Below are 21,209 nucleotides of genomic sequence, written 5' to 3' on the forward strand. Positions count from 1 at the left end.
AATTACACTTTAAAACCTCAAAAAATAAACGATTTATTTTTATAAATCATTTTTTTGTAATACTTTTGAGCCCTAAAAACATTTAATACACATTCAATTATGAAATTTTACTTTTGTTTTTTAGCTTTATTCTTAGCCTTTGCTTCTTGCAAAAAGAATGGTTCTCAACTCACTCCTGAACAGAAAGAAGCTGAGTTACAAAAAAAATTAGACTCTCTTGCTAAGATTAAATTTGATGAAGTAATAAAAGAAGACGTAGATACTTACCCTATTTTTAAAGGGGTATGCGATACCGCTACTACTAAACCTACTCAAAAAGAATGCTTTGAGAAAACTTTTGCAGCTCTCTTTGAAGAACGCTTGCGAAAAGACCCTTACGAAGTGTCTGAACCTATTAAAGATAGTGTTATTCTCAACATAAAAGTAGATAATATCGGAAAAATAGTGCTCATAGATATTAAAGCTGATGAGAAAACTAAAAAATTACTCAGTACCGAAAACGAAAGTTTTGAAGATTCTTTGCGCGCTAATCTATCAATGTTATCTGATAATGATGCCATTGCCCCTGCTACTAAAAACGGACAAAATGTGAGCACTCAATTTGAACTCCCTATTAAAATTAACGTTAAATAATCTGTAGTAGCTTTTGGAACGTATTATTTTAGGTATCGACCCTGGTACTACTATTATGGGCTTTGGACTTATTCAGGTGGAAAGAGATACTATGAAACTCTTACAACTGAATGAACTTCAACTCAGTAAATACAGCAATCACTACTTAAAACTAAGTGTGATTTTCAATCGTACTTTAGAACTAATTGACACTTACAAACCCGATGAATTAGCTATTGAAGCACCTTTCTTTGGTAAAAATGTACAATCAATGTTGAAATTAGGACGAGCACAAGGGGTAGCAATGGCCGCAGGCTTATCGCGCCAAATTCCTATTACTGAATACGAACCTAAAAAGGTAAAAATGGCTATTACGGGCAATGGTAGTGCTTCTAAGGAACAAGTAGCCAAAATGCTTCAACAACTTCTAAACATAAAAGAACTTCCCAAACACTTCGATGCAACCGATGGATTAGCTGTAGCTGTTTGTCACTTTTTTAATGGTGGTAAGGCACAAAAACAGCAAAGCTATAGTGGTTGGGATGCTTTTGTAAAACAAAACCAAGACCGTATAGGTTAAAAAAACACTTCACTTTGTATAGCTTATACATTCATATTCCTTTTTGTAGGCGTGCTTGTCATTATTGTGATTTCCATTTTTCAACTACTCTAAAAAGAAAAGGAGAAATGGTGAATGCCCTTTGTAAGGAACTCATTTTGCGCAAGGATGAAGCTATAAATAGTGAATTACAAACAGTCTACTTAGGAGGAGGGACACCCAGTATCCTTTCGTATGACGAATTACAACAACTTTTTCATACAATCTTCACATATTACAAGGTAAGTCCCTCAGCCGAAATTACCTTGGAAGCTAATCCTGATGACTTTTTTAGAGACTCCTCTCCCCAACAAATGTTAGAACAATTGCGCTCTTTAGGTATCAATAGGTTAAGTTTGGGTGTACAATCGTTTTTTGAAGAGGACTTACAATTGATGAACAGAGTACATAGTGTAGCTCAAGTAGAAACTTTATTGCAGATAACTCCACAATATTTTGATAACATCACTATTGATTTAATTTATGGCATTCCTCAAATGAGTAAGGAACGTTGGCAGGAAAATATCAATAAGGCGCTGTCTTTTGATATTCCACATATCTCAGCCTATGCTCTTACAGTTGAAGAAAAAACAGCTTTGCACAAGTTTATAGCTACGGGAAAAATACCACCTATAAACGATGAGCAAGCCTATACACACTTTCAAATACTGATAGACACTCTTGAAAAAGAAGGGTTTATACAATATGAGTTTTCAAATTTTGGTAAAGAGGGGTATTTTAGTAAGAATAACACAGCGTATTGGTTTGGCAAACCTTATATGGGAATAGGTCCTTCAGCTCATAGTTTTAATGGAAAAGAACGCAGTTGGAATATTGCTCACAACATTAAGTATATACAACAGATACAGCAGGGAATATTACCTCAGGAAAAAGAAGAACTTACCCTCAACAACCGATATAACGAACTCATCATCACACGTATACGCACGATTGTAGGAATTGATTTAGAAGAAGTGAGAATAGTATTTGGGGATGATTACCGTCAATATTTATTACAGCAAGCACAGAAGTACCTTGCCGATGAGCTTTTAACAATAGAAGAAAACCACCTGAAAGTAACGCACAAGGGTAAGTTTCTTTCAGATGGTATAGCTTCCGATTTATTTAGGGTGAATGACCTCATCTAAGGCTTTAAAGGTAACATTTTGGTTGCCATCAATGTGGTATTCCAAAAGCAGGTCGCCCCACAATTCACCATCAGTAAATTCACAAATCACCCATTTTTCATTGAGTATTCTTATTTTATTAAATAAGAATTTGCCGTTAGACTCTGATTTGATATAAGGGTTATGATCCTTTACATTCATTTCCATTAGCGCATTTATAACAATTTGTGAAGGATTGTCAATTTTTAAATCTTCGAAATATTGCTGTGCTAATTCATTAGTTTCAAGACTGAAGTTCAATGCTTCAAGGCGTTGTTCATCAATCTTTTTGATAGAATCAGTGAGTTTTGAAATCTTTTCTGCCGATTCCTTTAATGCTGTGGCACTTTCATTGTTCGTTGAGTTACAACTTGCCAAAACAGCAGTTCCTAAGAGTGTAATAAAAAAATGTTTATTCATTATGATAAGGTTTTTGTTCGCTTAGTTTGAGTACCTTCACCTTGGAATTCTTGCGGAGATAAGAGTGTAAAAGGTGTCGGTTGAGTAAAGAATTGGCTAAAGGAGTGATAAGGTTTTCTAAAATAGAACGTTGTGTGAGTTGGTAGTTCAGATTTAAAAATCCATATCCTTTGATATTGCCATCTATTACTAAAATCATACTTTTTTCACCTACTACTCTGCCTTTATCTACAATTGCTACATCTTCATTTTGTAGCCCGTATTTAGTAAAAATTCCCTTAGCTCGCTCATTGTATATGTCAGGAGATTCGTTGTTGAAATCTACTTCGTTGAGTTGAAATTCTTTTTCTATACGCTTCAAAAAGAATAATCCTTCTTTTAGTGTTTCAAAAGTAGTGATAAAATTGTTTTGCGATTGCAACAATTCTATAGAAAAACAGAGATATCCTCTTTTGTTGTAATGAGAAGTAAGTATATAGTTGATATTCTTTGATTTATCAATACTCCGGTTGTTACATTTAGGATTGTTAAGTTGTATAAGTTCTAATTCTTTAAGGGTTGCGATGAGTTCATTCCCCATTTCTTCATAGGTTACCTTATAAGTATGGCGTTGTAAATATTTATCGCGTTTAGAGGGAGAGGTGAGCAATTGGTTCACCCGCCCTTTGATGTTTTTATGTTTTCCTACATAGATAATTTTACCTTCTTCGTTATGAATATAGAATACGCCTAAGGTTTCAGGGAGAGCATCAAGTATTTTTAGGTGTCGTGAAGCCATTTCTAAACGTACATCGTTTTTCACTGAAGCGGTAATGATAGTCTTTTTAGTATCTTTCTCAAGTAGATATTTGAAAAGGTTGAGAGTAGCCATAGCATCGCCCGAAGCGCGATGGCGTTCACTCATTGGGATACCTAAAGAACGTACTAATTTCCCTAAGCTATACGATTCTTTATCGGGAATAAGTTGCTGAGAAAGTTCTACTGTACAGAGTGTGGTTTTGATGTACTCATACCCTAAACGGCGAAATTCAGTTTGCAAAATGCGATAATCAAAGGCAGCATTATGCCCAACAATGATACACCCTTCAGTAATTTCCACTATTCGTTTGGCTACCTCATAAAACTTTGGTGCATTGCGCAACATCTTGTTGTTGATGCCTGTAAGTTTAGTAACATAGTCTTGTATAGGGCGTTCAGGATTGATAAGAGAGATAAACTGATCGGTAATAGTATGTCCATCAAATTGATAAATAGCAATTTCGGTAATACCTTCTTCATCGTATTTACCTCCCGTAGTTTCTATATCGAGTATTGCGTACAAATGTTTAAGTGTTAGGGATTAGATATTTATTCATTAGTAAATGAAAAAAGCAAAGAGAAAGGTATACTTTACTCTTTGCTTTTATGTTGTTCATCAATTTTCTTTTAGCGAACTTCTTTAATACGGGCTTTTTTACCAGTAAGTCCTCTAAAGTAATAGATGCGAGCACGTCTAACTTTACCTTTTTTGTTTACTTCAATTTTTTGAAGGGCAGGCATATTGATAGGGAAGATACGTTCTACCCCTACTGTACCAGACATTTTGCGAATGGTAAATGTAGCAGTTACGCCGTGACCTTTGCGTTGTATTACAACACCTTTAAAAAACTGAGTACGTTTTTTGTCACCCTCTTTAATTTCATAGTACACAGTGATAGTATCACCTGCTGAAAATTCTGGGAATTCTTTTTTCTCAATAAAGTTGTCTTGTACGTACTTTAATAATGGTTCCATAAAAAATATAAAATAATTATGTTATCATTGGGCAACATTCACGACTCTCGCCAGAGGTTACTCCAAATCGGGGGCAAAGGTACTATTTTTTTTTGAATTAGCAAGTTTTTTCGTACTTTTGTCGCCTAACGAATATGATAGTTATATTTTTTAATAAACTTTTTTATTGTTTTTAGGGTATAAAATTTGCTTGAAGAAGTTATAACCGATTGTTATACATCAAAAACAAATATCACTTATTATGAATAAGAAAAATACAATATATAATAGCGATACTATTGTTGCTTTAGCAACTGCTTCAGGAATGGGTGCCATTGCTGTTATCCGATTATCAGGCGCAAATGCTATAGAAATTGCAGACCAAATATTCAAGAGTTACAGCAAAAAGTCTTTAATTGACGCTCCCTCTCACACAGTACATTTGGGAACTTTAGAAGCTAAAAATCAAGTAATTGATGAGTGTCTGGCTACTATTTTCAAAGGTACAAAATCATATACAGGAGAGCCTGTAGTAGAGTTTTCTTGTCACGGAAGTAATTACATTGTAGAAGAAGTTATTAAATTGTGTTTAGCTAATGGAGTTCGTTTAGCTGAAGCAGGGGAATTCACTAAACGTGCCTTCTTAAACGGTAAATTAGCACTTAATCAAGCTGAAGCGGTAGCTGACCTGATTGCCTCTGATAGTAAAGCCTCTCATCAAGTAGCCTTGCAACAAATGCGTGGAGGCTTTACTTCTGAAATAGAAGCATTACGACAAGAATTACTCAATTTTGCCTCACTAATAGAACTTGAGTTAGATTTTTCGGAAGAAGATGTTGAGTTTGCTGATAGAAGTCAGTTTAAAAGCCTTTTAAAAACTATTAAAACTACTTTATCATCACTTATCCAATCGTTTTCAGTAGGAAATGTTTTGAAAAATGGTATTCCAGTGGCAATTGTAGGAAAACCCAATGTAGGCAAATCAACCTTGCTCAATGCTTTACTAAATGAAGAGCGTGCTATTGTATCGGATATTGCAGGCACAACTCGTGATACGATTGAAGAGACCTTGCACATAGGAGGTATTGCTTTTCGTTTTATTGATACTGCAGGTATTCGTGACACACAAGATCAAATAGAAGCAATAGGGGTACAGAAAGCCAAAGAAAAAATAGAAAAAGCCTCAGTGATATTATTTCTATTTGATGACAAAGATAATACAGTGAGTGAAATTACTACTTTTGTAAAGGAAAACTACCGAGAGGGAGCTAAGTATATTTTACTACACAACAAAACAGACTTATCACCAGAAGAAACAACTGCTTTTGACGATGAGATTCTACAATCTCTCAAAGGCTATACCGATACTTTATTAAGAATATCAGCTAAAGAAGGGCAAAACATCACCGAGTTAAAAAACTTTCTCGCTGATTATGCCCAAACGCTTAGTCATATTGGCAAAGCAACTGTAGTAACGAATATCCGCCATTACGAAGCTCTTTCCAATGCCTTACAAGCTATTGAAAAAGTAGAAGAAGGAATGCAAATGCATTTATCGGGTGATTTATTAGCTATTGATATACGCGAAACACTCTATCATTTGGGCAGTATCACTGGAGAAGTAAGTAATGAGGAGGTTTTAGGAAACATATTTTCCCGCTTCTGTATCGGGAAATAAGTGAAAATAAAAACTTTGCCAAAGGTGCGAACTGTACTGACAGAAACCTTTGGCAAAGTTTATAATGTTTGTGCTATTTGTTATTGTCTTGCTTTAAGTTTTTCAATGAGTTTAGGAACTACCTCAAAAGCATCACCTACAACACCATAATCGGCAGCTTTGAAAAAAGGTGCTTCAGGATCAGAATTGATAACTAATTTCACTTTAGAGGCATTTACGCCTGCCAAGTGCTGTATAGCTCCTGAAATACCTATAGCTATATAGAGATTAGGCGCTACAGGTTTACCCGTTTGTCCTACGTGTTCAGAATGAGGTCGCCATCCCATATCAGCAACAGGTTTAGAACAAGCGGTTGCTGCACCTAATACTTCAGCAAGTCCTTCCACTATCTGCCAATTCTCGGCAGCTTTCAACCCTCTTCCTCCTGAAACCACTATAGTAGCATCGTCTAACGACACTTTACCAGAGGTTTTCTCTGTAGTGATTACTTGTATCCCCCAATCACTATCAGGAAGTGTAGGAGCAAAAGGTTCTACTGTAAGTTCAACATTTTTTTCTTCTGTTTTAAAAGCATTAGGAGCTAATCCTAATATTTTTATAGGGGTATTGATTTGACTAAGACTAATCGCTTTGTTTGAGAACACATTACTTTTTACAATAAAATCTTCTGTAGGTAAAGAAATGACATTAGATACATACCCCGCTTGCAAGCTATTAGCTAATAAAGGAGCTACTTCTTTGGCTTGTGAAGAAGCGCTAAATACCACTATCGTACTACTTTCTTTTGCTACTGCTTGTTGCAATAGATGATTGAGTGTATTGGCAGAAATATGTTGTAGTTGGTCATTGGTAATGCTAAGCACTTTATTTACCCCATAAGCAGCTAATACTTCAGGTTGAGGTACATTTATAGTTACAGCTACTACTTTTGTTTGTTGTTTATCGGCAATTGCACGAGCATAAGTAGCTACTTCAAAAGCGCTTTTTTTCACTTTTCTGTTTTCGGAATCTATATATATGAGTACTGACATTTTTAATTAAATTACTTTTGCTTCGTTATGTAATAAATCAATAAGGGTATCTAAATCATCGGCAGATACTATTTTCACAGGTTGTTTTGCAGGAAGTTTCTCAAATCCTACAGTTGTTACCCTCACATCGGTAGCCTCAGCAGGTAATACCGTGATTGCTTTAGTGCGTGCTGCCATTAAGTTACGCATATTGGGGATGCGGAGATCTTTCTCTTGAGTAAGACCTTTTTGCCCTGCAATTACCAAAGGAAGTGTAGCAGTTAGTTTTTCTCTGCCGCTATCTATTTCTCGTTGGGCAGTTACTTTGTTGCCTTCAATTTCTAAACCTATACATTTGTTTATAAAAGGAAGATTTAAAAGCGAAGATAAATAACCTCCTACCATTCCTCCATTGTAGTCAATAGATTCCTTACCAGTGATGATAAGGTCATAATTACCTTCTTTGGCAACTCTTGCAAGCTGAGTAGCTACAAAAAAAGCATCAGTAGGGGCGGCATCTATACGAATGATATCGTCAGCTCCTATAGCTGAAGCTTTTCTTAGTACTGGTTCTGTTTCTTGTGTTCCCACATTCACAAGAGTAACACTTGCCCCTAATTGTTCTTTAAGCATAATAGCTTTAGTGAGGCAAAACTCATCATTAGGATTGATAATAAACTGTACCCCTGAAGGGTTAAACTGTTTGTTATCTTCTGTAAAGTTTATTTTAGAAGTAGTGTCGGGAACACTACTGATACATACTAATATCTTCATAATCTTATAGATAATAGGATTAAATTGAACTTAATGTTTTAATTTTAAAGGCGTAAAAGTACTATGTTTTTACTAACTACACAAATTATTATACAAAAAATCGTAATTTTGCCGTTCTAATTAATTGAAATACTATAAGAAATAATGACTCCTCCCATTACTGATATGCGCCTATTAGGACAACTATTTCGTCATCCTGAAGGAGACTACGCCAAAGAAGTAGGTGATTTTATTTTTGCTTCCAATAGTAGTATGATAAACTGTACTATTGATTGTTTGGCACTGCAACCTCATCAAAAAGTTTTAGAGATAGGTTTTGGCAATGGCAAACATCTCCCATATTTATTTAACAAGGAAAGTTCCCTACAATATATAGGAGTAGAAACTTCTTCCGCAATGATAACTGAAGCAACTGAGTACAACAACGTTTTAGTTAGTCAAAAAAAAGTACATTTTTTAGAAGTAGCTGCTGATAAACTCCCTAATTTCGATTATTCTTTTGATGTATGTTTTTCAGTAAATACTCTTTATTTTTTAGAAAACCCATTATATTATTACAAAAAGATTCACGCTTTACTTAGCTCACAAGGTAAAGTAGCTATTGGTTTTATAGATAAAAGTACAGGAGAGAAGGCGCCTTTTGCGCGTGAAGGTTTTCAGTTTTATACCGCTGAAGAAGTAGCTGAAATACTTAAAGCAGCTGGTTTTGAACATATAACAAAATTGCCTTTTGAAGAAACTCTTATTTCAGCAAAAGGCAAAAATATCCAACGAAAATATTGGGTAATAATAGGTGATAAGTGCATAAATTCTCTTATCTCTATGGTTTCAAAAGTTTAAAATCATCTTTGTTCTCAATAGGTGTATTTTGGTATTCTAATGTCCAACCTACGGCACGAGTGGCAAAAATAAGGTTAGAAAGCTCAGTAAGCAGTCTGTTTTGAGCATTACTCTTCAAAGTAGAAGCATCTACCTTGCGTTGTAATTCTGCTTTCACTTTTTTCTGTATTTTTTCTACATCAGCAGGGGTAAATGGGTTTACCTGACTCTGACTTACATCGTAATACTTCATTGTAGGGTAAATCTTTACCTCAGCTTCTGGTAACGATTTAATGATAACTTTCTTTTGTTCTTCGTTTACTTCATAGTCGATTTTGTGCAAATCATAAGCTACTGTTACATCAGCATTTACTACTGTGAGGATTTTCTTATCAAACGATAGCAAATCCATAAAGTACTTTTGAGTATCGGTATACGAGAGTACTTCAGCAAAATGACCTTCAGTAACTACCAGTTTGCTCACATTTGCGATTTGTGTTTGTATTAGGGCTGTATCAGCTTCTAATCGTTCTTGACTTTCTTTTTTATCGCTAAAATATTTTATAAGTAGCAATACGGCGACCGCTACGACTACTCCTAATAAAAATTTCTTCATTATTTTTATACTTTATTTATTACCTACAATACACCCCAAAAAGCACGCCAAAATACCTATTCCTACACTAACTATTACATAAAGAATGGCTTTTAGTAGTTCATTTTGTTGATATAACTGCAGTACCTCCAATGAAAAAGTAGAGAATGTTGTAAAACCTCCCAAGACACCTGTCATCATCAATAAGGGTAAAAGGCTCTCCCCTACTCTATTCTTAAGATAGCTATACAATACACCTATAAGAAAGCATCCTAATACATTTACTACCAAAATGCCTATTGGGAATGTACAAGTACGTGCTATCTTGTTAAAGGCTATTGAAAGCATATAACGCAATGTGCCTCCTACAAAGCTACCAAGTCCAACTATTAGTATATCTTTTATCATATCAACGCAAACTCCGCACAATCTTCATACGATATATATAGAATCCACTTCATCCTTTCAGATAAAAAGTAATGATGTTCAGGTATATTATCCAATATATCTACTATGACTTTTTCTAAATATTTAAATGAGAATATATAGGTTAGGTTCGATACATTATCTCCTAAATACACCACTTTTTCATCTGGTGCTATCCCCGCCTCCATTGCAATACTCTTTACAAAAGCTACAACGGCTTCATTCTCATCAAAAAACATTCTTTGATACTCATCCAATAGCTCAAAATCTACCCTACTCCCCACAAAAGGTAAGTTAGCATTCACCTTATCTACATAAATATCAGAGCTTATTATTTGAAAATCTCTATCTTCTATATGCTCTTCTAATATTTTGATAAGCTCTAAATCATAAAAATTCTTTTCCATCTCTAACTCCTAATACCAACTGAATATTCTTATACGAGTTCTTCACCAATTCCTTTGCCTCTGCCTCATCTTTCCAACATACTTTCTCTATACCTTCCTCTGTTTGGGGGAGTAACTTCTTCTTGTAAGTAGTGGTCATATCATACCAATAGGTTTCTTTCAAAAAATAGTGTCCATCGCGCTTAAACAGGTGGTAAGTAATTGTCCTAAAACGCTGTATTAAGAGTTTTTTTACCCCCGTTTCTTCCTCCACTTCACGCAAGGCACAAGTGGCTATATTTTCACCCTTTTCTTTCTTCCCTTTAGGCAAATCCCACTTGCCGTGTCGCTTGATAAGTAGTACTTTTCCTTCCTCATTATACACCACGCCTCCTCCCGCTTTTATAGTGGGTACAAGCTTCTTAAATTTCTTTATAAGTTTCTCTTCATTAGGGTGATAGAGATATATTCTACTTACCTCTTTACGACCTAATTCCTCGATGATTTCATCAAAGGTTACATCTTTTAATGGAAAATATTTGACGTTCTCAATATTTTCTCGTACATTTGTCAAAATAATCGACTTATCGTCTAAAAATATTTCATACATAAGCTTATGATTTTAGATAACATTACGGCACAACGTACTGCCGAATTTTTACTGCAAATTAACGCAATAAAATTGAATTCTGAAAATTATTTTACGTGGGCAAGCGGTTGGAAGTCGCCTATTTATTGCGACAATCGCATAATCCTCTCATTTCCAGAGGTTCGCAACTACATTGCTAACACTATGGCTACCTATATCAAAAACCATTATCCCTCTGCCGAGGTGGTAGCAGGGGTTGCTACAGGAGCTATCGGAATGGGAATGTTAGTAGCCAATGCACTCGGATTGCCCTTTGTCTATGTGCGTCCTGAACCTAAAAAACACGGTCGTCAAAACCAAATAGAGGGATTACTCTCTGCAGGACAACAAGTAATTGTTATAGAAGACCTCATCAGCACGGGTATGAGTAGCCTTAATGCTGTAAAAGCCCTTCGTGACTTCGGCGCTGAAGTTTTAGGCATGGTGGCTATCTTCTCGTATAACTTTCAGGTGGCAAATGCCAATTTTGCTTCTGAAAAACTCTCCCTTCATACCCTCAGCGACTACGACCTTTTGCTTATCAAAGCCTTAGCTATAGGCTACATCAGCGAGTACGAACTCGATACTCTTAAAGAATGGCGCAAAAGCCCTGACACTTGGAAGAATTAACAAATTGACAAATCAGTAAATTAATATGACTCAAAAAACAGAAATCCCTGAAAACTGGGCAGTCTACATTGGTAGAGTAGAAGATAAACCCGCCGTATTTCGCCTTAATTTAGGTTTAGGCGAAACTGATTTACCGCTCCCTCAATTCACTCATTGTGTGAGAGTAAACATCGTGCTAAAAAATCCTGATGAACACGGCTTTTCATCCGACCAAGAACGCGAGCTTCTCTATGATATAGAAGATACACGCCTAATGCCTCTACTCAAGGAAACCAACCTATTAGCTGGGGTTTTAACTTTTGATGGGGCGGTTACTTGGTATTTCTACTCTCAAAATGCGGCAGCCTTAGCTCCCTTGTTAGAAGAGGCTTTTAATACAAGCAATTATACTCCTGAAGTAGAAGTTGCCAACGACCCCGAATGGAAAACCTATACAGAATTCCTCTACCCAAATATCTACGAACATCAAAGCATCAAAAATAGTGCTGTACGACACCATTGCGAACAGTCTGGCGACCATACTGACCAAGAGCGCCCTATAGACCATTGGTTGTATTTCAACACTGAAAAGGATATGGCTGAAGCTATTGATAAGGTGAAAGCCTTAGGCTATGAAATACAAGAAAGTGGCAAAATAGAACCTGAAGAAGGCGATGACCCTAACGAAGATTTAGGCTACCAATTGATAATTACCAAAGTAAATACCGTAGAGGCTATCGACCCCGATACTTGGGACTTGATAGATGTAGCTCTCGATACCAATGGCCAGTACGACGGCTGGGAAACCGTTTTAGTAAAATAATAATGAACCATTAATAATTAATCATTGTTTTGAATTTAGAAACCCAAAAAACAATCGTCCCAAAGAGTGCTAAAGACCTCTTTGCTCTCTTAGAAAAAGTAGAAACCTTTGAACGCTTGATGCCCGAAAACATCAGCAAATTTGAAAAACTCAGCGACACTTCTTTTGTGTTTGCCTTAAAAGGAATGCCTGAGATTTATTTAGAAAAGAAAAGTAGTACCCCCCATAGCCAGCTGGTATTAGGGGAAGCAAATGGTAAAATCCCCTTCCAGCTCACTACCAATATTGCTGAAATATCAGATAAAGAAAGTGAAGTGCAACTACTCTTCAAAGGAGATTTTAACCCCATAATGGCAATGATGGTCAAAACGCCCATCAGCAAGTTTATAGAGGTATTAGTAACAAAAATGAAAGACTTATAATGGCAGGCAATAGCTTTGGCACTCTTTTTAGGCTCACCTCCTTTGGCGAGTCACACGGCGAGGCATTAGGAGGCATCATTGATGGCTGTCCCCCCAATATTCTTTTAGATTTTGAAGCCATACAGCACGAGCTTGATCGGCGCCGTCCAGGGCAGTCGGCTATTGTTACCCAGCGCAAAGAGGGCGACAAAGTACGCTTCCTTTCGGGTATTTTAAACGGCAAGACTACAGGCACCCCTATTGGCTTTATCATTGAAAACGAAAATCAGCATTCAGCCGATTATGCCCATATAGCCGAGGTATACCGTCCCAGCCACGCCGATTATGTATATCAACAGAAATACGGTATTCGTGATGTTCGTGGAGGCGGACGCTCATCAGCACGCGAGACCGTAAGCCGTGTGGTAGCAGGAACTATTGCCAAACAAGTACTCAAAGGAATACAAATCAACGCTTATGTATCAAGTGTAGGCGAGCTTTCCCTTACTAAACCCTATACCGACCTCGATTTAGCCATAGCCGAAACCAATGCCGTGCGCTGTCCCGATCCTATCTTAGCAGAACAAATGGAAGCCTATATCAAAGCTATTCGTAAAGAAGGCGACACAGTGGGCGGAGTAGTAAGCTGTGTAGTAAAAGGTGTGCCTATAGGTTGGGGCGAACCTGTGTTCGACAAGCTCCACGCACAACTCGGCAAGGCGATGCTCTCTATCAATGCTGTAAAAGGCTTTGAATATGGTAGTGGCTTTGCAGGTACTACAATGCGTGGTAGTCAGCACAACGACCTTTTCAACCCCGATGGCTCTACACAAACCAACTATTCAGGCGGTATACAAGGGGGCATCAGCAACGGTATGGATATTTATTTTAGAGTAGCTTTTAAGCCCGTAGCTACCCTTATGCAAGAACAACCTGCTCTCGATAGCAAAGGCAACATAGTAACAATGCAAGGTAAAGGCAGGCACGACCCCTGTGTAGTACCCCGTGCCGTACCTATTGTCGAGGCAATGACAGCAATGGTACTATTAGATTTTTGTTTGTTAAATAAAAAACACTAAATTATTTTGATAGTTCAATAGATTTTTTATATCTTTGCGGTCTCAATTTGAAAACTAATTATATCTTAATAAAGAAATGGCACATAACATTAAAAAAGGCGTAATTCTTGGAAAAGAAGTACAAGAAGTATTCAAATACGCCAAAGAAAAAGGCTTTGCTCTTCCTGCAGCCAACGTTATCAGTTCTAACTCTATCAATGCTGCTTTAGAAACCGCTGTAGCAGTAAACGCCCCAATGATTATCCAATTCTCTAATGGCGGCGCTCAGTTTATGGCTGGTAAAGGTCTTTCTAACGACAACCAACGTGCTTCAGTTCTTGGAGCTGTAGCTGGAGCAAAACACGTTCACCAACTCGCCGAAGCTTACGGCGCTTCTATCATCTTGCATACTGACCACTGTGCTAAAAAATTACTTCCTTGGTTAGATGGTATGCTCGAAGCTTCTGAAAAACACTTCAAAGAAACAGGAAAACCTCTTTTTAGCTCTCATATGATTGACCTCTCTGAAGAGCCTATCAAAGAAAATATCGAAACTTGCAAACGTTACCTCGAACGTATGAGCAAAATGGATATGACTTTGGAAATCGAACTCGGTATGACTGGTGGTGAAGAAGATGGAGTGGATAACTCTCACGTTGATAGCAACAAACTCTTTACACAACCTGAAGATGTAGCTTTCGCTTATGAAGAACTTTCTAAAGTAAGTTCTCAATTCACTATCGCTGCCGCTTTTGGTAACGTTCACGGAGTGTACAAACCTGGTAACGTAAAATTAACTCCTAAAATCTTAAGAGATTCTCAAGACTACGTTTCTAAAAAATACAACTTAGGTCATAATGCTCTTGACCTCGTATTCCACGGCGGTTCTGGATCTACTCTCGAAGAAATCCGCGAGGCTATTTCTTACGGTGTTATCAAAATGAACATCGATACCGACTTGCAATACGCTTTCACCGAAGGTGTTCGCGACTATATGAAAGCCAAAGCTGCTTACTTGCAAGGTCAAATAGGTAACCCTGAAGGTCCTGAAGCTCCTAACAAAAAATACTACGATCCTCGTGTATGGCTTCGTGAAGGTGAAAAGACTTTCGTTACCCGCTTGAAAAAAGCTTTTGAAGATCTTAACAACGTAAATACTTTATAGTATTCCCCCTGATAAACTTTGCCAAAAGGCTACTCAGTATTAGGGTAGGTCTTTTGGCAAAGTTTTTGATTTACTAAGAAACAAATATTTTTTATTTAGAGTTTTATGAGCAACAACAATTACAATCTAAACAACAATAGTAATAGCAACAATGGCTATAACTTGAATTTCAACAACAACTACAACCCTAACTATCAGAACAACAATGCTCCTGAATTAGTATCGTATGCAACTAATGTAGAACAAGCTACTTTCTATCGTAAAACCTACTCTCACGTAGCAATAGCACTTTTGGCTTTTATAGTAGTAGAAGCTATTTTGATAAATATAGTGCCTGAAAATTTAATTATCTCTATGGTAAGTAGTCCTTTTGTATGGTTACTTATCTTAGGTGGGTTCTGGTTGGGCTCTATGCTTGCTAGCAAATGGACACAAGCACAGGACAGAAGTACTCAATATAGAGGCTTAGGTATTTATGTACTTTTAGAAGCTATCATTTTTCTACCAATGATTTATATAGCAATGGCTTTCAGTGATGGCTTAGCTATCATTTCACAAGCTGGTATCATAACCTTGTCATTATTTGCGGGACTTACTGCTGTAGTGTTTCTCACTCGTCTAGATTTCTCATTCTTGCGTAGTGTATTAGTAATAGGAGGCTTCATTGCATTAGGCTTGATTGTTGCAGGCGCTATCTTTGGTTTTGATTTAGGTCTTTGGTTTTCTTTAGCAATGGTTGCTTTGGCCGCTGGAGGAATTCTATACGAAACCTACAACATCAAAAACGTATATAGCACCGACCAATATGTAGGGGCAGCCTTACAATTGTTCTCATCAGTAATGTTACTATTCTGGTACATATTGAGAATATTACTTTCTAAAAGAGACTAATCTAATAAGTCAATTTATCAATTAACTAATTAGAATAATACAAAACTTTGCTTTAGGGAAACCTTTAGCAAAGTTTTGTTTTTGTTATTTGTTACCCCTAATAAAGTTTGCTAATTTATAAATTATATACTACCTTTGCGCTTTATTATTTTTTCCTATGAAAATAAAAGAATCTAAATATTACCATCCCATAAATATTCTACAAATAGACTCCGATGACCACGTAGAAGTCTATGACAAATACAAGCTACTCACTTTCAGCAATCCTTATCGCTGTTTGTTAGACGACTTGATGGCTCGTATTTATATTGGTAATGAGGATTTAGTAATCCAACGCGACAAACTCAAACATTTTGTAAAATGTACTGATTACTACACTATAGAATATGCTTCTAAACAAAATGAACTATACGAATCTGAAGAGTGTTATTTTCAGCCCGATTTGGAGATTTTCCTCATTATAGATAAAAATCTATCTAATGAGTATGATAATCAGATTTTTGAAGATGGATTATACAAAGTAAATTCAGTATACTACCAAAACGACAATCCTAATGCCAAAGAACATCTAAATTCATTATTTTCTGAATATATAGAAAAGTTTATATCTAAGGAATCAAAGGTTTCCATACTGCTAAAAACACAGATAGGTTTGGAAATAAAAACTCATAGTATCAAGCCTTATCGCATTGACTTTGAAACAATGTACAATGATGATTTTTTTGAGATACATAGCCGAGTAAAGAATGCCTTAACTAATGACAACAAAGGTGTAGTGTTATTCCACGGTATTGCTGGTTCTGGAAAAACAAACTACATTAAATGGCTTACTAGCCAAATCCCTAACAAAAAATTTATCTTTGTGCCTACTACAATGATAGGTTCTCTCACCGATCCCGCTTTTATCAGTCTGCTAATAGGCAATAAAAACTCAGTACTAGTACTTGAGGATTGCGAGAACTACATAGCCGAACGCACAGCTTTCAACAGTAATACCGATGTGGTATCTTCTATACTAAACATAGCTGATGGTATGCTCTCTGATGTATTAGAATGCCAGCTAATATGTACTTTCAATTCCGATATTTCTAAAATAGACTCTGCCCTATTGCGCAAAGGAAGATTAATAGCCGAATATAAGTTTAAAGAACTAACAGTCGAAAAATGCAATAAGTATTTACAATCTACTGATAGAGAATTCATTGTAGATAAACCTTATTCTTTGGCTGAACTCACCAATATAGATATAAAGGAACTTAAAGAACAAAACAAACAGACTAAAATAGGTTTTAAATGATACGCATATTACTCACTTTTCTCTTCTTTTCAATAAGCTTTGCTCAAGAAACTAGTAGCCGAATGTCGTTGCTCTTTATGGGGGATGTAATGGGGCATATCCCTCAAGTAGAAGGAGCTTACAACGCTGATACTAAGCAATATGACTATATGCCTGTGTTTGACAAAATTAAACACAAATTCGCTCAAGTAGATTTTGCAATTGCCAATCTGGAAGTTACTTTAGCAGGAAAACCTTACAAAGGATACCCTCAATTCTCCTCTCCCGATGCCTTGGCTGCCGCTTGTAGAGATAGCGGGATAGATGTGTTAGTAACTGCTAACAATCACACCTGTGATAGAGGTAAAAAAGGAATCATCCGCACTTTAGATGTGCTCGACTCTCTTAAAATAGCTCATACAGGCACTTTCCGCAACAAAGCAGAGTTTGATAAAAAAAATCTTTTAGTGCTTTCTAAAAATGGAATTTCAGTTGGTATTCTCAATTATACCTATGGAACTAATGGCTTACCCGTCCCTGAACCTACTATAGTAAACCGTATAGACTTTAATCTAATGAAAGAAGATATCGAGAAAGCTAAAAAAACACATCTCGACAAGTTGATAGTAGTAATACATTGGGGAATAGAATACCAACAAAAACAAAACAAAAAACAGGAAGATGTAGCTCAATTTCTTTTTGATAATGGTGTAGATATCATTATAGGTGGACACCCTCACGTGCTACAACCTATGTATTATTACCCTCAAACAGGGCTTCATAAAGAGCTGTTTGTTGTCTACTCTCTCGGTAATTTTATATCTAACCAACGTAAATCCCCTTCCGATGGAGGCGCTATGGTAGAGCTAACACTTTTTAAAGATGCACAAGGTACTTACATCGCCGATAAGGGATATTATTTAGTTTGGGTAAATCGTACCCTTAAAACTAATAAAAAATACCTTTTTGAAATATTGCCTTGCAAAGAATATGAAACAGCTTCCTACAAAGAGCTCTCCGAGACTACCAAAGATAGTATGAATATCTTTATAGACAACTCACGTAAACTTTTTAAAAAGAATATTTTTATCAACGAAAAAGAATAATCATCATCAATCATTCACAATTATGAGAAAATTTTTATTTTTAGCATCAGTACTTTGCTTGATAGCTTGTAAAAATCCTGAAGCTCCAAAACCTGTGGGAGCTCTTCCTCCTACATATCAATTACCTTGGCACGAAATGGAGTACTACGCTTTTATCCATTTCAATATGAACACTTTCACCGATATGGAATGGGGTACAGGTGGTGAAGATCCTGCCTTGTTTAACCCCACCGAGTTAGATGTAAATCAATGGGTGAAAGTAATTAAAGATGCTGGTATGAAAGGGGTTATTATTACCGCTAAACACCACGATGGCTTCTGCTTATGGCCATCAAAATACACAGAGCATTCTGTAAAAAACTCCCCTTGGAAAAACGGCAAAGGCGATGTAATTAGAGAACTTTCCGATGCTTGCAAAAAAGCAGGACTCAAGTTCGGTGTATACCTCTCTCCTTGGGATAGAAACCACGCCGAGTATGGCAGACCTGAATATGTAACCTATTTCCATAACCAACTCCGAGAATTACTCACCAATTATGGTGAAATATTTGAAGTATGGTTCGATGGAGCTAATGGCGGTTCTGGCTATTATGGTGGTGCTAACGAAACCCGTACTATCGATGCTCATACATATTACCAATGGGATAAAACATTCGCTATAGTACGCGAATTACAGCCCAATGCCACTATTTTTGGCGATGAAGGCCCTAATATCCGATGGATAGGCAATGAATTAGGCTATGGTACACCTACTAATTGGAATCCTTTTACCTCTAACCCTTCCTTACAAGGAAAAGAGCATCTACATCACTTAGGCGAAGGCGATGAAAATGGCATCAATTGGATTCCCGCTGAAGCCGATGTATCTATCCGTCCAGGTTGGTATTACCACGCACGTGAAGACCACCAAGTGCGCCCCTTAGAAAAAATGGTTGATATATACTACGCTTCAGTAGGTCGTGGTTACAATTTATTGCTGAATCTACCTATAGATAGACACGGTTTAGTACACGAAAACGACATCAAGAGATTAATGGAACTCAAAAAAGTTATAGAAGCAGATTTTGCACATAACCTCGTAACTGATGCCTCTATAACGGCTTCTAATATTCGCGAAAATCACAAGTTTTTCAGCGCTGAAAAAACTATTGACAACGATAAAAATACCTATTGGGCAACCGATGAAGGCCTAACCGAAGCTTCCATTGATATAAACTTTACCAAGCCTACAACCTTCAATCGCTTTATGGCTCAAGAATACATCCCTTTAGGACAACGCATAAAAAAATTCAAATTAGAATACCAAAAAGATGGAAAATGGGAAACTATAGATGAACAAACTACTATTGGCTACAAGCGCTTATTGCGTTTTCCCCCTGTAACAGCTACTAAAGTACGCTTTACAATATTAGACGCCAAAGCCTCTCCTCTCATTAGCAACATAGGGTTGTATAATGCTCCTGCCTTATTAGTAACACCTAAGTTTAGCCGTGATAAAAACGGACAAGTAACGCTTACCCCTGCCGATGAATCTACCGAAATTTTCTACACTTTAGACGGCAGTAATCCTACCGATAAATCGTTGCGTTACACTACTCCTTTTTCTGTTACTCATCCTACAACTCTCAAGTTTGTAGCCTACGACCAAAGTAAAAAATTGTATAGTGAAGTAGCTTCTTATTCGTTAGATATTCCTAAAACAAAATGGAAAGTACTCTCTACTATCAATGATATTCAAAAAATAGTAGATGAAGACCCCATTTCTTGGTTTATCCAAGAAAAAAGCAAAACACCTACAGCTGTTACTATTGATTTAGGAGAACTTTTAAACCTAAAAGGATTTATCTATTTACCTTCACAAGACCGTTGGGCAGAAGGAACTATCAGCCATTATATTTTTGAAGTAAGTACTGATAATATTCATTGGAAGAAAGTAAGCGAAGGAGAGTTTGGTAATATAAAAAACAATCCTATTGAACAACGTATTACATTTGCTGAAGAAAAAGCTCGTTACATCAAACTCACAGCTGTAAAAACAGTCGATGATACCAATAGAGTATCGTATGCCGAAATAGGAATCATTACACAATAAAGTAAAGTTATGTATCTTACAAACGGAAGATTATCACAAAGCCCAAAATGGCTTTATATTATAGTTCCAACCCTGTTCTTTGCCTTTACAGGGTTGAACTTTTTTGTAGCACAATTTTTAGATACTACAGCACTTATCCAGCAAGAAATTTCTCAAAAAGGAGAATTACAATTCTTATTTGAAAATTTAGTAATCTTTGCTATTTTCTTAGGATTATTATTGTTATGGGTAAAATACGTTCATCGTCAGCCGTTAGTAGCCCTCATCACCGCCCGACCAAGCATCAGTTGGAAACGATTTTGGTTTGCTTTTGGGCTATGGGGAAGCATAACCATAGCAATGACTTGTATAGACTATTTATTCATCAGTCCCAATGATTATATTTGGAACTTCCAATGGATACCTTTCTTGAAATTACTTGTAATAGTAGTATTGTTCATCCCTTTACAAACAAGTTTTGAAGAAATATTCTTTAGAGGCTATTTAATGCAAGGCTTAGGACTTGCAACGCGAAGTGCGTGGTTTCCATTGCTTTTTACCTCTATTACTTTTGGTTTAATGCATATAGCCAATCCCGAGGTAGAAAAATTAGGCTACAATTTACTTATTTATTACATCGGTACAGGTCTGTTTTTAGGTATCACAACCCTAATGGATGACGGTTTAGAATTAGCCTTAGGATTTCACGCCGCTAATAACCTTTTTACTGCCCTTTTAGTCACCTCCGATTGGACAGTATTTCAAGTACCTTCCATACTACGCGATATTTCAGAACCAACCTTAGGTTTCAGTATTTGGATGCCTTTAATATTGTGTTTCCCCCTTTTATTGTATATCTATGCTAAGAAATACAGTTGGAAAGAATGGAAAGAACGATTATTAAATTAAATACTATATTTGATAATCAGATACTTTTATAAATCT

Annotated in this window: 24 protein-coding genes; 15 read left to right on the top strand and 9 right to left on the bottom strand. The window is 36.5% G+C overall.

All coding sequences use genetic code 11. From position 1 onward, the window contains the following. Nucleotides 1-99 precede the first annotated feature (99 nt). The 3 genes from CGC57_RS01195 to hemW are packed head-to-tail and all read left to right on the top strand — an operon-like array spanning nt 100 to nt 2,358. Nucleotides 100-633 carry a hypothetical protein gene (locus tag CGC57_RS01195; protein ID WP_002679099.1) on the top strand — a complete coding sequence of 178 codons (534 nt, stop codon included), beginning with the start codon at nt 100-102 and terminating at the stop codon, nt 631-633. Nucleotides 634-646: 13 nt separating this feature from the next. Further along, on the top strand, nt 647-1,192 hold the full coding sequence (gene ruvC, locus CGC57_RS01200; protein WP_002678957.1) for a crossover junction endodeoxyribonuclease RuvC: 546 nt from the start codon (nt 647-649) through the stop codon (nt 1,190-1,192). Nucleotides 1,193-1,206: 14 nt separating this feature from the next. Beyond that, a complete protein-coding gene (gene hemW, locus CGC57_RS01205; protein WP_095897631.1) occupies nt 1,207-2,358 on the top strand; it encodes a radical SAM family heme chaperone HemW in 1,152 nt (383 codons plus the stop codon). Here hemW and CGC57_RS01210 read toward each other — a convergent pair. From CGC57_RS01210 to rplS, 3 genes are all read right to left on the bottom strand, one after another. Further along, entirely contained in the window at nt 2,332-2,796 is a 465-nt protein-coding gene (locus CGC57_RS01210; protein WP_002679179.1) for a hypothetical protein, read from the bottom strand. The two genes, hemW and CGC57_RS01210, sit on opposite strands and share 27 nt — an antisense overlap. Next, the gene (locus CGC57_RS01215; RefSeq protein WP_095897632.1) at nt 2,789-4,117 is read right to left on the bottom strand and encodes an exonuclease domain-containing protein; all 1,329 of its coding nucleotides are present in this window, start codon (nt 4,115-4,117) and stop codon (nt 2,789-2,791) included. Before CGC57_RS01215 ends, CGC57_RS01210 begins: the two co-directional genes overlap by 8 nt. Nucleotides 4,118-4,221: 104 nt before the next feature. Beyond that, on the bottom strand, nt 4,222-4,569 hold the full coding sequence (rplS, locus tag CGC57_RS01220; RefSeq protein ID WP_002678925.1) for a 50S ribosomal protein L19: 348 nt from the start codon (nt 4,567-4,569) through the stop codon (nt 4,222-4,224). A 241-nt stretch (nt 4,570-4,810) separates the two neighbouring features. On the opposite strand from rplS, the gene mnmE reads away from it, so the two are divergent. Next, nucleotides 4,811-6,226, top strand: coding sequence for a tRNA uridine-5-carboxymethylaminomethyl(34) synthesis GTPase MnmE (gene mnmE, locus CGC57_RS01225; protein ID WP_095897633.1), 1,416 nt, complete (start codon nt 4,811-4,813; stop codon nt 6,224-6,226). Nucleotides 6,227-6,306: 80 nt separating this feature from the next. Here mnmE and CGC57_RS01230 read toward each other — a convergent pair whose 3' ends face one another. After that, the gene (locus CGC57_RS01230) at nt 6,307-7,257 is read right to left on the bottom strand and encodes an electron transfer flavoprotein subunit alpha/FixB family protein (RefSeq protein ID WP_095897634.1); all 951 of its coding nucleotides are present in this window, start codon (nt 7,255-7,257) and stop codon (nt 6,307-6,309) included. A 6-nt stretch (nt 7,258-7,263) separates the two neighbouring features. Then, nucleotides 7,264-8,010, bottom strand: coding sequence for an electron transfer flavoprotein subunit beta/FixA family protein (locus tag CGC57_RS01235; protein WP_095897635.1), 747 nt, complete (start codon nt 8,008-8,010; stop codon nt 7,264-7,266). A 144-nt stretch (nt 8,011-8,154) separates the two neighbouring features. On the opposite strand from CGC57_RS01235, the gene CGC57_RS01240 reads away from it, so the two are divergent. Continuing rightward, a complete protein-coding gene (locus CGC57_RS01240; RefSeq protein ID WP_095897636.1) occupies nt 8,155-8,850 on the top strand; it encodes a class I SAM-dependent methyltransferase in 696 nt (231 codons plus the stop codon). On the opposite strand, the gene CGC57_RS01245 is transcribed toward CGC57_RS01240, so the two are convergent. From CGC57_RS01245 to CGC57_RS01260, 4 genes are read right to left on the bottom strand one after another with little or no spacing between them, the layout of a single operon-like run. Continuing rightward, the gene (locus CGC57_RS01245; protein ID WP_002679023.1) at nt 8,831-9,445 is read right to left on the bottom strand and encodes a DUF4230 domain-containing protein; all 615 of its coding nucleotides are present in this window, start codon (nt 9,443-9,445) and stop codon (nt 8,831-8,833) included. The genes CGC57_RS01240 and CGC57_RS01245 overlap by 20 nt on opposite strands. Nucleotides 9,446-9,457: 12 nt before the next feature. After that, nucleotides 9,458-9,832 carry a fluoride efflux transporter CrcB gene (gene crcB / locus CGC57_RS01250; RefSeq protein WP_095897637.1) on the bottom strand — a complete coding sequence of 125 codons (375 nt, stop codon included), beginning with the start codon at nt 9,830-9,832 and terminating at the stop codon, nt 9,458-9,460. Beyond that, on the bottom strand, nt 9,829-10,257 hold the full coding sequence (locus tag CGC57_RS01255) for a hypothetical protein (protein WP_095897638.1): 429 nt from the start codon (nt 10,255-10,257) through the stop codon (nt 9,829-9,831). Before CGC57_RS01255 ends, crcB begins: the two co-directional genes overlap by 4 nt. Beyond that, nucleotides 10,238-10,846 (bottom strand): NUDIX hydrolase, encoded by a 609-nt coding sequence (locus CGC57_RS01260; protein WP_095897639.1) that lies wholly within the window; start codon nt 10,844-10,846, stop codon nt 10,238-10,240. The genes CGC57_RS01255 and CGC57_RS01260 overlap by 20 nt, the downstream gene beginning before the upstream one ends. Before the next feature lie 6 nt (nt 10,847-10,852). Between CGC57_RS01260 and pyrE the strand changes: the two genes are divergently transcribed. The 10 genes from pyrE to CGC57_RS01310 all read left to right on the top strand — a co-directional run bounded on the left by pyrE (nt 10,853) and on the right by CGC57_RS01310 (nt 21,173). Beyond that, nucleotides 10,853-11,494, top strand: coding sequence for an orotate phosphoribosyltransferase (gene pyrE / locus CGC57_RS01265; RefSeq protein ID WP_095897640.1), 642 nt, complete (start codon nt 10,853-10,855; stop codon nt 11,492-11,494). A gap of 25 nt (nt 11,495-11,519) precedes the next feature. After that, nucleotides 11,520-12,296 carry a DUF695 domain-containing protein gene (locus CGC57_RS01270; protein WP_095897641.1) on the top strand — a complete coding sequence of 259 codons (777 nt, stop codon included), beginning with the start codon at nt 11,520-11,522 and terminating at the stop codon, nt 12,294-12,296. Between the two features lie 29 nt (nt 12,297-12,325). Then, nucleotides 12,326-12,718, top strand: a complete 393-nt coding sequence (locus CGC57_RS01275; protein ID WP_095897642.1) for an orotate phosphoribosyltransferase — start codon at nt 12,326-12,328, stop codon at nt 12,716-12,718. Further along, complete coding sequence (aroC, locus tag CGC57_RS01280; RefSeq protein ID WP_095897643.1) at nt 12,718-13,776, top strand: chorismate synthase; 1,059 nt, start codon at nt 12,718-12,720, stop codon at nt 13,774-13,776. The genes CGC57_RS01275 and aroC overlap by 1 nt, the downstream gene beginning before the upstream one ends. 76 nt (nt 13,777-13,852) lie before the next feature. Next, on the top strand, nt 13,853-14,920 hold the full coding sequence (gene fbaA / locus CGC57_RS01285; RefSeq protein ID WP_002678943.1) for a class II fructose-bisphosphate aldolase: 1,068 nt from the start codon (nt 13,853-13,855) through the stop codon (nt 14,918-14,920). A 105-nt stretch (nt 14,921-15,025) separates the two neighbouring features. Beyond that, a complete protein-coding gene (locus tag CGC57_RS01290; RefSeq protein ID WP_095897644.1) occupies nt 15,026-15,811 on the top strand; it encodes a Bax inhibitor-1/YccA family protein in 786 nt (261 codons plus the stop codon). Nucleotides 15,812-15,968: 157 nt separating this feature from the next. Continuing rightward, complete coding sequence (locus CGC57_RS01295) at nt 15,969-17,108, top strand: AAA family ATPase (RefSeq protein ID WP_095897645.1); 1,140 nt, start codon at nt 15,969-15,971, stop codon at nt 17,106-17,108. Beyond that, nucleotides 17,105-18,193: a CapA family protein gene (locus tag CGC57_RS01300; protein WP_095897646.1), complete on the top strand. Its 1,089-nt coding sequence runs from the start codon at nt 17,105-17,107 to the stop codon at nt 18,191-18,193. Before CGC57_RS01295 ends, CGC57_RS01300 begins: the two co-directional genes overlap by 4 nt. A gap of 22 nt (nt 18,194-18,215) precedes the next feature. Further along, complete coding sequence (locus tag CGC57_RS01305; protein WP_095897647.1) at nt 18,216-20,285, top strand: alpha-L-fucosidase; 2,070 nt, start codon at nt 18,216-18,218, stop codon at nt 20,283-20,285. Nucleotides 20,286-20,294: 9 nt separating this feature from the next. Beyond that, the gene (locus CGC57_RS01310) at nt 20,295-21,173 is read left to right on the top strand and encodes a CPBP family intramembrane glutamic endopeptidase (RefSeq protein WP_095897648.1); all 879 of its coding nucleotides are present in this window, start codon (nt 20,295-20,297) and stop codon (nt 21,171-21,173) included. Nucleotides 21,174-21,209 lie beyond the last annotated feature (36 nt).

This window comes from Capnocytophaga sputigena (assembly GCF_002302495.1).
In the GTDB taxonomy this organism is placed as follows: Bacteria; Bacteroidota; Bacteroidia; order Flavobacteriales; family Flavobacteriaceae; genus Capnocytophaga; species Capnocytophaga sputigena.

What these genes read in the sequence shown, in the direction of transcription:
- CGC57_RS01230 (WP_095897634.1), bottom strand. Translation starts at nt 7,257, where the DNA reads ATGTCAGTACTCATATATATAGATTCCGAAAACAGAAAAGTGAAAAAA.
- CGC57_RS01210 (WP_002679179.1), bottom strand. Translation starts at nt 2,796, where the DNA reads ATGAATAAACATTTTTTTATTACACTCTTAGGAACTGCTGTTTTGGCA.
- CGC57_RS01300 (WP_095897646.1), top strand. Translation starts at nt 17,105, where the DNA reads ATGATACGCATATTACTCACTTTTCTCTTCTTTTCAATAAGCTTTGCT.
- crcB (WP_095897637.1), bottom strand. Translation starts at nt 9,832, where the DNA reads ATGATAAAAGATATACTAATAGTTGGACTTGGTAGCTTTGTAGGAGGC.
- CGC57_RS01240 (WP_095897636.1), top strand. Translation starts at nt 8,155, where the DNA reads ATGACTCCTCCCATTACTGATATGCGCCTATTAGGACAACTATTTCGT.
- CGC57_RS01310 (WP_095897648.1), top strand. Translation starts at nt 20,295, where the DNA reads ATGTATCTTACAAACGGAAGATTATCACAAAGCCCAAAATGGCTTTAT.
- CGC57_RS01255 (WP_095897638.1), bottom strand. Translation starts at nt 10,257, where the DNA reads ATGGAAAAGAATTTTTATGATTTAGAGCTTATCAAAATATTAGAAGAG.
- CGC57_RS01295 (WP_095897645.1), top strand. Translation starts at nt 15,969, where the DNA reads ATGAAAATAAAAGAATCTAAATATTACCATCCCATAAATATTCTACAA.
- CGC57_RS01305 (WP_095897647.1), top strand. Translation starts at nt 18,216, where the DNA reads ATGAGAAAATTTTTATTTTTAGCATCAGTACTTTGCTTGATAGCTTGT.
- aroC (WP_095897643.1), top strand. Translation starts at nt 12,718, where the DNA reads ATGGCAGGCAATAGCTTTGGCACTCTTTTTAGGCTCACCTCCTTTGGC.
- mnmE (WP_095897633.1), top strand. Translation starts at nt 4,811, where the DNA reads ATGAATAAGAAAAATACAATATATAATAGCGATACTATTGTTGCTTTA.
- fbaA (WP_002678943.1), top strand. Translation starts at nt 13,853, where the DNA reads ATGGCACATAACATTAAAAAAGGCGTAATTCTTGGAAAAGAAGTACAA.
- CGC57_RS01260 (WP_095897639.1), bottom strand. Translation starts at nt 10,846, where the DNA reads ATGTATGAAATATTTTTAGACGATAAGTCGATTATTTTGACAAATGTA.
- CGC57_RS01245 (WP_002679023.1), bottom strand. Translation starts at nt 9,445, where the DNA reads ATGAAGAAATTTTTATTAGGAGTAGTCGTAGCGGTCGCCGTATTGCTA.
- CGC57_RS01235 (WP_095897635.1), bottom strand. Translation starts at nt 8,010, where the DNA reads ATGAAGATATTAGTATGTATCAGTAGTGTTCCCGACACTACTTCTAAA.
- CGC57_RS01290 (WP_095897644.1), top strand. Translation starts at nt 15,026, where the DNA reads ATGAGCAACAACAATTACAATCTAAACAACAATAGTAATAGCAACAAT.
- pyrE (WP_095897640.1), top strand. Translation starts at nt 10,853, where the DNA reads ATGATTTTAGATAACATTACGGCACAACGTACTGCCGAATTTTTACTG.
- rplS (WP_002678925.1), bottom strand. Translation starts at nt 4,569, where the DNA reads ATGGAACCATTATTAAAGTACGTACAAGACAACTTTATTGAGAAAAAA.
- CGC57_RS01195 (WP_002679099.1), top strand. Translation starts at nt 100, where the DNA reads ATGAAATTTTACTTTTGTTTTTTAGCTTTATTCTTAGCCTTTGCTTCT.
- CGC57_RS01270 (WP_095897641.1), top strand. Translation starts at nt 11,520, where the DNA reads ATGACTCAAAAAACAGAAATCCCTGAAAACTGGGCAGTCTACATTGGT.